The 12,593-nt window shown below is 45.1% G+C and carries 9 protein-coding genes; 8 read left to right on the top strand and 1 reads right to left on the bottom strand.

The features are described from left to right. The first annotated feature begins 884 nt into the window (after positions 1-884). From OCV30_RS22255 to OCV30_RS22220, 8 genes are all read left to right on the top strand, one after another. Positions 885-2,078, top strand: a complete 1,194-nt coding sequence (locus tag OCV30_RS22255) for an acetate/propionate family kinase (RefSeq protein ID WP_065678850.1) — start codon at positions 885-887, stop codon at positions 2,076-2,078. Between the two features lie 640 nt (positions 2,079-2,718). Next, complete coding sequence (locus tag OCV30_RS22250) at positions 2,719-4,755, top strand: TonB-dependent receptor (RefSeq protein ID WP_065678849.1); 2,037 nt, start codon at positions 2,719-2,721, stop codon at positions 4,753-4,755. Between the two features lie 188 nt (positions 4,756-4,943). Then, positions 4,944-7,067, top strand: coding sequence for a TonB-dependent receptor family protein (locus OCV30_RS22245; protein WP_065678848.1), 2,124 nt, complete (start codon positions 4,944-4,946; stop codon positions 7,065-7,067). An 87-nt stretch (positions 7,068-7,154) separates the two neighbouring features. After that, positions 7,155-8,132: a Fe(3+) dicitrate ABC transporter substrate-binding protein gene (locus OCV30_RS22240; RefSeq protein ID WP_009844802.1), complete on the top strand. Its 978-nt coding sequence runs from the start codon at positions 7,155-7,157 to the stop codon at positions 8,130-8,132. Further along, the gene (locus OCV30_RS22235; protein WP_029225348.1) at positions 8,129-9,184 is read left to right on the top strand and encodes a FecCD family ABC transporter permease; all 1,056 of its coding nucleotides are present in this window, start codon (positions 8,129-8,131) and stop codon (positions 9,182-9,184) included. Before OCV30_RS22240 ends, OCV30_RS22235 begins: the two co-directional genes overlap by 4 nt. After that, on the top strand, positions 9,184-10,155 hold the full coding sequence (locus OCV30_RS22230; protein ID WP_065678847.1) for a FecCD family ABC transporter permease: 972 nt from the start codon (positions 9,184-9,186) through the stop codon (positions 10,153-10,155). The genes OCV30_RS22235 and OCV30_RS22230 overlap by 1 nt, the downstream gene beginning before the upstream one ends. Before the next feature lie 2 nt (positions 10,156-10,157). Continuing rightward, positions 10,158-10,922, top strand: coding sequence for a Fe(3+) dicitrate ABC transporter ATP-binding protein FecE (fecE, locus tag OCV30_RS22225; RefSeq protein WP_020477206.1), 765 nt, complete (start codon positions 10,158-10,160; stop codon positions 10,920-10,922). A gap of 152 nt (positions 10,923-11,074) precedes the next feature. Next, positions 11,075-11,461, top strand: coding sequence for a hypothetical protein (locus tag OCV30_RS22220; protein ID WP_009844806.1), 387 nt, complete (start codon positions 11,075-11,077; stop codon positions 11,459-11,461). A 119-nt stretch (positions 11,462-11,580) separates the two neighbouring features. Here OCV30_RS22220 and OCV30_RS22215 read toward each other — a convergent pair whose 3' ends face one another. Further along, on the bottom strand, positions 11,581-12,513 hold the full coding sequence (locus OCV30_RS22215) for a LysR family transcriptional regulator (protein WP_065678846.1): 933 nt from the start codon (positions 12,511-12,513) through the stop codon (positions 11,581-11,583). Between the last annotated feature and the right edge of the window lie 80 nt (positions 12,514-12,593).

Below are 12,593 nucleotides of genomic sequence, written 5' to 3'. Positions count from 1 at the left end.
TAGTTCTATATATTCGGCAGCTTACTTCAACTAAACGTCGTCCCTATATCTAATGTTAGCGCCTAAACTTAGCTGTATCGCGTTCTAAGTCTATATTGAAATAACTTGCTACAAGATACTAAAACAATGAGTGAAGGCTATCTAAGCGACGTTACAGTTCATTTATTCGTAGAGTTGTACTCGAATGCAATTAAAAGAAGATCGGACTTCGTCGTTCACTATTCCCAACTCTTGTGATCTTCTTGATGCAAACATTGAGCAATTGAGAAATCGAGCAAAAAGTTATCGGTAATGATAAGCAGACAAAAGGGAAGGGGGCTAGGGGAATACGTGCATTGGTTCGATTCACTCTAGTTAACTTCATCGAGTAGAAATTAGGGCGTGTTGATCTTTCGAGCTGGTTTTTGCAGCGAGTTGCTGGGTATTTATGCAAGGCAGAGGCTTTGATGTGTAGCTGGTCTACATGAGAAGCCGATAACGTAGTAGAAATGACCAGCAAACGCTGCCCGAAGGGTTCGAGCTGGGCGCCCCCGCAAAAAGCGTTTTACTCTTTGTTGAGGGAGATTTGCTTAGAATGACTAGGTTACTTCCCCCTCGCCGCGATTAAAACGCTTTTATCTCGAACAAAATTTAACCTCGAAAGGTCAACACGCCCTAGTGTGAGCAGTCCTTTACTTCGTTTATTAACCAACTGTCATATTCAACTATTTTTTAATTTCGCTCTCGAAATAAATAAAATAATGACTCAGATCAACTTAATTGTGTTCATTTGGTGCTTTTTGCAAAACAAAAGTTGAAAGATTCAAAAATTATTGAATAATGGGCTTAACTAAAATTGAAGTAAACACTTCATCCAATTCGCAATGAAACAGGATTCATATTCAATGCCTAATTCGTTTGTTCTGGTTATTAACTCGGGTAGTTCATCCCTAAAATTTGCTGTTATTGATTCTGTTTCTGGTGAAGCCGTATTGAGTGGCTTAGGGGAGTGTTTTGGTCTTGAAGATGCTCGTATGAGCTGGAAATATCAAGGCGAGAAAACTGAAATTGCCATTCAAGGTGAAGATAACCACCACAAAATTGCCATTGGCAAACTGGTTGGGTTGATGGAAGATCTAGGCTTCACTGCTGATATAGTGGCTATTGGTCACCGTATCGTTCACGGTGGCGAGAAGTTCACTCAAACGGTTCGAATTACTGAAGAAGTAACGAGTGAGATTGAGAGCCTATCTGACCTAGCTCCACTTCATAACCCTGCAGGTGCTATCGGCATCCGCGCTGCGATTGAAGCTTTCCCTTCTTTACCTCAATTTGCTGTATTTGATACGGCTTTCCACCAAACAATGCCACAACGTGCATTTACTGGTGCAATCGCAAAAGAACTATACACAGACTTCGGTGTTCGTCGTTACGGTTTCCACGGTACGAGCCACTACTTCGTTAGCCGTGAAGCTGCGAAAATGGTCAACAAGCCAGTTGAACAAGCTAGCTTCATCTCTGTTCACCTAGGTAACGGTGCATCTGTATGTGCTATCAAAGATGGTAACAGTGTTGATACGTCAATGGGCTTCACACCGCTTTCTGGCCTTATGATGGGCACACGTTGTGGTGACTTAGACCCTGGTATCATCGAGTACCTACTAAAGAAAGGTTGGTCACAAGAGCAAGTATTTAACTCTCTAAACAAGGAGTCTGGTTTCCTTGGCGTGTCTGGTCTAACGAGCGATGCTCGTGGCATTCTAGAAGCGATGGAAGAGGGCCACGAAGGCGCTAAGCTTGCTTTCGAGGTGTTTACTTACCGCGTTGCTAAATACGTTGCTTCTTACCTTGCAACGCTAGATTCTTTAGACGGCATCATCTTCACAGGCGGTATCGGTGAGAACTCTCTACCAATTCGTCGTGAGATCCTAAGCAACCTTAAGATTCTTGGTTTTGTTGAAGACGTAGCAGGCAATGAAGCCGCTCGCTTTGGCGCTGAAGGCATCATCGCTAAATCTGAAATGCTTGGCGCAGTAGCAATGGTTATTCCAACCAATGAAGAATTCGTAATTGCTCAACAGTCGGTAGAACTTCTGTAATCCAAGCAGCCGCTTAATAAAATATAGACAATGTGAAAGCGAGCCCTAGTGGCTCGCTTTTTTGTTTCTTGTTCGGGGTCCCTTACATGAAACTACACGCTAATCATCATCTCTATTCAGGTAGACCTTCGTTAATTTAATTACCGTTTCTGCGAGAACGCAAAATTATGAGAATATGGAATTGTTTCTTTGCTAGTCATACTTGTTAGTCAACATAAGCCACTAAGCTAGGTTCTTTGTAGATGCAATAACTCCAGTCGCATTTCCGTTGTTGTCTTGAATTATTGAACCTTATTTTGAGGTGTGACCAGTTAATAGGCACACCGTACTAAAGGGTATTAACCCCATCCGTTACCTTGCTCAAACCTTTCTTTATTTGCTTTATTTCTCTTTATCTAAAAGTATTTTTTCTGAATATTCCCAACCGTCGAACCTCGTTTTTACCTACTTTTATACGACATTATCCAATGTCTTAAGAGGCTTGTTCTTTTTATAACTTTGTTTTTATTGATTATTTTGTAAATAACAATGTTGCATATCGTGCTGGAGGGGTAGGCGGCAAAATATATATTACAAATATAAATGATATTTGTTCTTATTCGCATCCGTTGTGATTTATAAACTAAACCGGAATTAGAATATGAACGTTAGATTGGCTTTCACCCCTCTTGCCTTGGCTATTGGAGGTGCATTAACCACAGTGGCTACCGTGTCGAATGCAATGGCTTCAGAAGAAGTAACGGTGGATGAAACCGTGCAAGTTATTGGTCATCAGTACGAAGGCTACGCGGAGCACATGCCGCAATCGGGTACCAAAACGGATGTCGAATGGCTCGATGTCCCACAAGCCGTTTCAGTGGTCACTAAAACAGAGATGGAAGACCGTGGTGCGGTCCGTTTAGTGGATGCTCTTGATGGTGTTGCTGGTGTTAATAATACTTTAGGTGAAGGTAGTCGAGACCAATTTGTAATTCGTGGCTTTGATGCACTGAATGATATGTATCGTGATGGCATGCGTGATGATGGAACTTTACAGTCGTATCGAAGCCTATCCAATATTGAGCGTGTTGAAGTGGTAAAAGGCCCTGCAGGTGCTCTGTATGGTAGGGGCTCTGCTGGCGGCATCATTAACTTAGTCACCAAGCGAGCGAATGGCGACAATTTTACCAATGTGAACGGCAGTGTTGGCAGTAACAGCCAATTTGTAGGGCAGGTGGATAGCTCAATGGCGTTTTCAGATAAGGTCAATGGACGTATTAACCTGGAACACCGACAGGCTGATTCGTATGTAAACCATGTCGATTCTAATGATTTCTTTATTGCACCAACCATTCGAGTGCTGCCAGCTGAAGGGCATACCGTTGACTTAGATGTCGAATATGCACACCAAGAGCTGGTGCCATATCGTGGTGTTCCATCCAAAAATGGCAAACCTGTCGATGTCTCTGAGAGTTCTTTCTACGGTGGCACTAACGATTATCAAGAGTCCGATAGCCTGCGTGTTGGCATTAATTATGAGTGGCGCTTGAATAGCGAGTGGGTATGGACAAACCGAGCGGCATACAATCATATCGAACTTGAGCAAAAGGGCACGCGTCAAGGTACTGTGACGGGAGATAAAGTTTCTCAGACCGTGAACAATTTCGGTTATGACCCTCGTACCACAACAACAATGCAAACCGAGTTAGTGTGGGAAACCGATTCTAACCAAATGATGATTGGTGCGGGTTATAACCAGATCAATATCGATTTAACGCTAGCAAGCGATAAAACCTTACCTCCGAAACATATCTATAACCCCGTCGTAGGAGCAACGCCTGATCCGGGTTTTAAGCCTTTCCGTGATAACACAACGACGACGGCGGGTATCTACCTTCAAGACGTTTACACCTTGGGTGATCTATCGGTGATAGGCAATGTGCGTTACGACTCTATGGATCTTGAACAGCAAAAAGCCGGTAAAGCTCAAGAGAACCTAGACGATAACAAAGTGAGCTACCGTGGTGGCTTGGTCTATCGTATCAACAACGATATGTCGGTATACGCAAGCTTAGCTCGTTCGTGGCAATTGCCTTACTCCGGTATTTATATCAACCCTAAACTGGCTGAATTCTTCCATACCGATCTAAAAGAAGTGGGTGCGAAAGCTTACTTACTCGATAACGCTTTGATGCTCAATGCCGCTATTTTCCAAATTGATCAAGAACAACCACAAACCAATATTAATGGCGACGTTATCAATAAGATTGAAGCACGTCACCAAGGTATTGAACTGGAAGCTCGCGGTCAGATTACAGAGTTGTGGGATATTTCAGTTGGTTATAGCTACTTAGATGCAGAAGATAAAGATACAGGTAAAAAGCCGAATGATGTATCCGATCATCTGTTCTCACTCTGGAGTACTTACCAATTATACGAAAACTGGCGTTTGGGCGGTGGTGTGAAATACGTAGGCGACCGCTACGCAGGCAACAATGAAGCCGTCGCATTAGGTGATTACACCACTGTTGATTTGATGGCTGCGTACACCACGGGTCGTCACAAAGTTCAAGCGAACGCTTATAACGTACTTGGCGAGAAATACATTCTCGGGGCAACCAGTGGTAAGTCGGGTACTAACCAGATTGGTTACGGAGCGCCAGCTGAATTCATGATCAGCTACGGCCATCAGTTCTAAAAGCGAGTTCTGCTCGAAGATTTAGTTTATTTCTAAAAGCTATTTCAACTGAAAAACTATTGATTTGTTCGCTACGAGTGAGTGAACAGTTGGCCTCATTTTGAGGTCGTTTAGCCCAATGGGTCAAAGCGTTGGCATAACTTAAAAGCACAGCCTTTGACCCTAATTTGCCTACTTAGGAGATTTTCATGCCTTACCAGAATTTGGATGGTAAACCCCACGCGCAACATAAACTGCGCTTGACCGTACTTGCAACAGCCATCGCTTCAGTGACTTCCATGAGTGCATTCGCTGCGTCTGATCCGCAAACGACGACCATGGAAACGGTTGTCGTGACGGGCAGCTTGATCGGTAATTCAGAATTAGAAGATGTGAAAGAGTATCCGGGAGCGCGTACCGTTCTAACTAACGAACAAATTAAAAAGACTGGCGCACTCTCTATTGATTCAGCATTTCAAAGTGTACCGGGCATTAAGGTTCAAGACGAAACGGGCACGGGTGTATTGCCTAACATCTCGGTGCGCGGCTTGAAAGCGAGCCGCAGTGGTCATGCTCAATTTCTAATGGATGGTGTACCACTGACTCTTGCGCCTTATGGTCATACCGGACAATCTATTTTCCCAGCAACGCTATCTATGCTTGACCGAATTGATATCGTACGTGGTGGCGCTGCTGTGCAGTACGGGCCAAACAACGTGGGTGGTGTGATCAACTTGGTGACTAAGCCTATTCCACACCAATGGCAAACGGAAATCAGTAATCGCTTTACGGTATTTGAAGATGGTAATACACCACTGAATGACTTTTACCTACGTACCGGTGGTTGGTTAACCGATACGCTCGCACTTCAAGTGGAAGGTAACTTCCTAAAAGGTGAAAGCTTCCGTGATCATTCAGATACGGATGTAAAAAACTTCCAAGCGAAGTTGCAATGGTTACTCAGTGATACCCAGGAGCTACAAGCATTCGTTCAGCGTTACGATGCCGACACCCAAATGCCGGGCGCTTTATCGGCAAAAGATTACCAGCAAGATCGTACTCAATCGAAGCGACCATATGACGAATACAAAGGCACATCAACGCGTTGGAGCCTGAAGTATTTGCATGATTTGAATATTGCGGATGGCGCAGAATTGGAAGTGCTAACATTTGGTCACCACTCTGAGCGTTTCTTCCAATGGGGCTTTAATAGCGCAGGCGGTCACTGGGCGGATCCAGCATTACCATCAACAGATATTCGTACCTCACCACGTGAATTCGCTGTTTATGGTGTGGAACCTAAGTTAGCGATGTACTTTGACGGTAATACGGTGACGCAAAACTTGATTGTGGGTGCTCGCTATGTAAATGAAGATATCGATTACAAGCTAACGCAAACGCCAATTGCTGGTGGGGTAACAAAAGTACCACGTGATTGGAACTTGAATACCGATGCTTTCGCAGGTTACATCAGCAATGAAGTTGGCCTGTTTAACGACGTGCTAAAGGTTACTCCGGGTATTCGTTACGAATCGATTGATATGACCTTTAATGATTTAGGTAAAGTACAGAGTACAGACAACAAAGTGACCGAGTGGTTGCCGGGCTTAACCGTGGCATACCATTTAACTGAGCAATGGGTTGGGTACACCAATGCGCAGAAATCTTTGCGCGCACCACAAATCGCTTACATCCGAGGCAAGGGTGAAGAGGGCAGTGAGCTAGCATGGAACTACGAGTTGGGTGCTCGTTACAATCAAGATTCAACTAGCTTTAATGTTGCGCTCTACCGCATTGATTTTGAAGACCAACTCCAATGGCAAAGCGGAACACAGACCTTTGATAATATTGGTAAAACGCTTCATCAAGGTATTGAGCTCTCAGGTCGTTATGTTCCGCAGGCTATGCAAGCTCTGAGTTTAGGCGCGGGTTATAACTATTTGGATGCGACGATAGAGGCAGAAGGTGCAAACAAAGGTAAGCAACTTCCTTACACATCCGAGCATCAGCTTAGCTGGGATGCGACTTACGCCTTTAGCCGGGTAGATACGACCTTATCAGGTTACTATTTCAGTGAGTCTTATTCTGACAATGCCAATACCAGTGCTGAAGATGCATCGGGTGCGAAAGGTAAAGTACCTGCTTACATGGTATGGAACTTAAACCTAGGCTCAGACTTGTATAAAGATGAAAACAGTAAGTTACGCATGAATGTTGCAGTGAACAATTTGTTTGCTGAGGACTACTACTTCCGCGGTATTGATACCAGTCCGGTTGGCCGCTATCCAGCGCCAGGGCGTTCATACACTTTGGATCTGAACTATCAGTTCTAATCGGTAATTGATTAAAAATAATAACGAATATAAGTCGCCAATATTATTGGCGACTTTCACGGTTCTAGTGTTTAAGGAAAAATAAATATGGAAAACAGTTCTCGACTTTTATTTTCGAATCAATGGCTGCTGCCGAACGGACTGCTGTCATTCAAAAGGCATTTTTTATTCAGCAGGATAGCGATAACCTTAGCTTTGTTGGCTTTAAGCTTGTTCTCATTCTCCAGTTCAGCAAAAACGAGGATCATTCAAGATGAGCAAGGTCAGTTTGAGATAGCGACTACCCCGCAACGCGTTGTGGTGTTGGAGTTCTCATTTGTCGATGCGTTAGCTGCGGTAGGCGTATCTCCGGTTGGTGTTGCCGATGACAATGATACTTCGCGAGTGATTCCGGCGGTGCGTGAATTAGTGCAACCATGGGAATCGGTTGGGATGCGTTCGCAGCCTAGTCTAGAAGCCATTGCGGTATTAAAGCCCGACCTGATCATTGCCGATGCAGAGCGTCATCGTACGGTTTATCAAGATCTACAGCGAATCGCACCAACTCTGCTGCTCAAAAGCCGTGGAGAGACTTATCAAGAGAACTTGGAATCTGCGCTTAAGGTCGGTATCGCCCTCGACAAGCAATCGGCAATGGAACAAAGAATTCACCAACATCAACAAGCCATGGTGGAATTTAAAAGTCATTTCTCGCTTAAACAAACTGTCCAATTTGCTGTTGTGTCGGAAAAAGGAATGTGGCTACATAGCCCTGCTTCGTATGCAGGAGGTGTACTCACCACATTAGGTATTGCTAGCCCAATAGTGGATCCGACAGACAAGGCGTACTTACCAACCAGCTTTGAGTTGTTGTTGAAAACAAATCCTGACTGGTTGCTCCTTGGTGCTTACTCAGATCCAAATATCGTTGATGATTGGCAGAAAAACCCACTGTTTAATGTATTAACATCCGCGAAGAATCAACAAGTGGTGGAAGTGTCACCAGCACTATGGTCATTGAATCGAGGCATGTTGGCCGCAGAACAAATGGCGAAAAATCTAGAGCAGATCTTGGATCGTTCATGAGTTCGATGTTGCTCTCTAGAGGTAAGCGACGTTCGCTTATAGTGTCGTGGCTTACGGTATTAGTGTCGTGGCGAGTCACGTTATTTACGGCTTTAGTGTCGTGTTTGGCGATGTCTGGTTACGTGGCCTCGATGCTAGGTTGGTCGAATTTCTCCCTAACATTGAGTGACTTAGTTCACTATTGGTTTGCGTTTGATGAGAGCAATATGACTCATCAAATATTGGCGACACTTAGAGCTCCAAGGGCTCACGCTGGGTTATTGATTGGTGCAAGCTTAGCCGTCGCCGGACTGTTGATGCAGGGATTAACACGTAACCCACTTGCGTCTCCATCAATTTTAGGTATTAACGCTGGCGCAGCCTGTTTTATGGCTTTAGCTGCGATAGGCATACCTGTGGTGAGTGATTTAAACCCGATCCTTAATGCTGTTCTTGGTGCATTGCTAGGCGGTGGTGCTGTGATGCTCCTCGGTGGCTTCTTCTCCGAACGTTCTCATCCGTTACGTTTGGTTTTAGCGGGTATCGCCATTACTGCTTTATTGATTGGGTTAACTCGAGCAGCGTTGATTCTAGCTGATGATATGGCTTATAGCGTGCTGCATTGGCTTACCGGTTCATTGTCTAGCGTGGATGAGGGACAGTGGCAACAGCTTTGGCCGCCAGCAGTGATTGGTTTGGTGTTGGCTGTTAGCCTTGCTCGTAACCTCAACTTATTGGCGCTTGGTGAAGAAGTGGCTGTGGGGTTGGGCAGTAATATCCGGCTTACTCGTCTCATGAGTGGATTGGCTATCGTGTTGCTTGCGGGTGCCAGTGTCGCTATCGCTGGTCCCATTGGCTTTGTAGGATTGTTGGTTCCTCATTTGGTTCGGCCCATGGTTGGGCACAATTACCATCTACTGATTCCTATCTCCGCAATGGCAGGTGCAGCATTAGTGTCTTGGTCAGATGCGTTGTCACGATCGATTGCTTTCCCGACTGAAACGCCGGTTGGTGTTATTACAGCCCTACTTGGGACACCTTGTTTTATTTTGATTGCGACGAGGAGATCTTAATGCACCATCACACTAAGATAGTTTTGTTATCAGGGGTTCTCATATTAGTGGCATCTGCGGGCTTGTTTGTCGGTGCAGCGTCACTTTCTATTCCTCAAGTCATCAAACATTTGGTCGCCTTTTCCAGTGACGACTTTGTTATCCATCAGTATCGGCTACCACGTATGTTACTCGCGATAAGCGTGGGCGCAGGGTTGGGGCTATCCGGCGTATTAGTGCAAGGTGTGATACGTAACCCGTTAGCATCGCCTGATCTTATGGGCATTAGCGCTGGGGCAGGGCTTGCTGCGACTGCGAGTTTAGTGTGGTTCCCTAATGCGGCAGTTAGCGTACTGCCTGTGGTGGCGATGTTCGGTGGGGTATTGGCTGCTGGGTTGATTGCGGTACTGGCATGGTGGTCAAGGCCAACACCCGCCAAGTTGGCCTTGATTGGTATTGCAGTGAGTGCGTTTCTGGCGAGTTGCATCGACTTCTTGCTTGTCACTAACCCCATCGAAATCAACACGGCGATGGTATGGCTAACCGGCAGCCTCTGGGGACGAAATTGGCAGCAAGTTCCCTTTATTTGGGGAGCATTGCTCTTGTTGTTGCCAATGGCATTTTGGCTTGCTTGGCGATTGGATGTGATGGGGCTTGGTGAGGAAAGTGCCACCACATTGGGTACTAAGCCAAAACAGATACAAGCTCTTGCGCTATTGGCCGCTGTGTTGCTTGCCAGCGTCAGCGTTTCAGTGGCTGGAACGATCAGTTTTGTGGGTTTATTAGCACCTCACTTAGCGCGCTTGTTGTTTGGGCATAATCATAAGTTGTTAATCCCGGCGTCTGCTCTGGTGGGCGCGATTTTGGTTACTTGTGCCGACGGCTTGGCAAGAGGTCTACAACCACCGATTGAATTACCTGCAGGGGTACTTACTTCTGTGATTGGCGCGCCTTATTTCATCTTTCTTCTTTATCGCTATCGAGGTTGGTAACCATGCTAAAAACGCAGAATCTTTCCGTCGCGTACGGCAAACAAACGATCATACCGAACCTTTCGGTGTCCATCCCAAAGGGAAAAATCACAGCCTTAATTGGACCCAATGGATGTGGTAAATCTACCTTGTTAAAGACGTTAGTCAGGATCAATAAGCCGGTGACAGGAGAGGTGTTATTTGAAGACAAACCGTTGTCGAGCTATGGCGATAAAGTGCTCGCGCGTTCGTTGTCGCTTCTGCCGCAAATATTGGTCAGCCCTGAAGGCATTTCGGTCAGAAAACTGGTTGAATATGGCCGTTCTCCTTATGTGTCCCATTGGGGAAGGTTAGGGCAAGAAGACCAAGCGATTGTCGAACAAGCAATGCGTGATACCGGCGTACTTGAGTTTGCTGATAAACCGATTGAGTCACTGTCGGGTGGGCAGCGTCAAAGAGCATGGATAGCGATGATAATAGCGCAAGACACAGATGTCGTGATGTTGGATGAGCCGACCACTTATCTTGATATGTCTCACCAAGTTGAATTAATGAACTTGATGCAGCAGATGAATGACAAGGGAAAAACGGTGGTGGTTGTGCTCCATGATCTGAACCAAGCGAGCCGTTACTGCGATCATTTGATCGTTTTAGAAAGAGGTGGTTTAGTGGCTGAAGGCACCCCCGATGAGGTGATGACCGAGACATTGCTGAATGATGTTTTTGATCTCAAAGCGAGCGTATTTCGTGACCCTATATCCAATACGCCGATGTGTGTGGCGATTTAAGCAAATAGCCGATGATTAAAGTTGTCAGTATGGCTTGCTGTGCATCTGGTTAAAATAATCAGAGCGAATCAATTTTTGGTGTTGATAGAGATAGTATTTTGCTATAAAACGCGCATAATCTCGCTATACAACACTTAAAGAAGAAATTACCTATGACGACCTTTCAATACTACTTTCACCAACTGCCTTGCTTCGACTGTAAAAAAACGACAGTAAGTACTGATCTTGGTTGGTTAACGCCTGCGATGAAAGATACTGCTCTAGAGCAAGTGACAAAGACACTTGCGGAAGGTGAAGTTACGCCTGATCTTTCAGCAAATGTGGTTTGTACCAAAGACGAAGCTCGCGAGTATCTATTACTGAATTTCTTCGGTTATTCAGAAGAAGAGTTAGCGAGCGGAATTGAAGCTGATGATGAGCAAGAAGTCGCGGATGAAATTGCAGAACTTCTAGAAGAAGGCCAAGATACAATCACCTTCGAACATGAAATTGCTCTTCAGTGCTGTGCTGATTGCGATGTTGAAGAAGAGTCAAACTAAGCACTCGTATTAAAGTATTAGTATTAATGTAGATACATCCATTAATACAGTGTGATGTTCAAATGAAGAAAGGCGTTAGCGGATTGAAGTCCGCTAGCGCCTTTTTTATCTCTAGATCGCTAAGACTTTTGAGTATCTATAATGCTTTGTTTGCTCAGTTGAGAAAGGATCTCTGCGGTTTTCTCGCGGAATAAATCTCTTAATAAGCGAACCGTTGGTGTGATGGATTGACGACTAGGGCAGACTAACCACAACTCGGTTGGTGTTGGTTTAAATTCAGGCATAACTTTAACCACTTCGCCCGAAAGCAAATGCTTCGACATATCTAAACAAGACTTTATCGCCACGCCTTTACCGGCAACACACCAACGTCTAACAAGGTCAGCATCGTTCGATGCACGATTCCCTTTCAGCTTCACTTTGTGATCCTGCTTACCATCGTTAAACACCCATTCGTCTTGCAACATATCATGCAGCTGATAAAGCAAACCATTATGTTGAGCTAAGTCACTCGGGTGTTTTGGTGTTCCCATTTCAGCCAAATATTCAGGAGCCGCACACAATATTCTCGGCACATCGCAGATCTTGAAACCATACGTGTTGGCGTCAGTAGGGGAGCCATAGCGAAGCGCCATATCAACGGAGTCACGGTAAAAATCGATATTACTGTCACTGATGCTCGTTCTAAGTGATGCTTTAGGGTATTCAAGCAAGAACTCATCTAACCAAGGTGTGATGAGGTTGCGGCCTAGATCCGATGAAAGCGCAATGCGGATTTCTCCATCGAGAATACCAAGCTCTTCGCGCATGCTGAGCTTGGCTTGCTCTAATATTTTCAAGGCCTGTTCACACTCAGGTAAATAGCGTTCGCCTGCTGAAGAGAGCCTTAAATGGCGAGTGGTTCTTACAAACAGTTCAGCGCCTAGTGCGGCTTCAACTCGTTTGACGGCAGCACTCGCGGTTGCAGTACGCATGTCTAGGGTGGTGGCTGCTGCGGTGATGCTGCGAAACTCCGCCACTTTTAAAATGACCTGTAAGTCTTCAAGAAGCATCTTATCTACCTGTGTTTGATAATGTTCTAAACATTGTATTGAAATCTTTGCTAATCACAAAGCGGGTTAACCCTTATTTA

It is taken from the genome of Vibrio atlanticus (assembly GCF_024347315.1).
In the GTDB taxonomy this organism is placed as follows: Bacteria; Pseudomonadota; Gammaproteobacteria; order Enterobacterales; family Vibrionaceae; genus Vibrio; species Vibrio atlanticus.
Note: the sequence above shows the minus strand (reverse complement) of the source record. Positions and strands in the feature narration are given on the sequence as shown.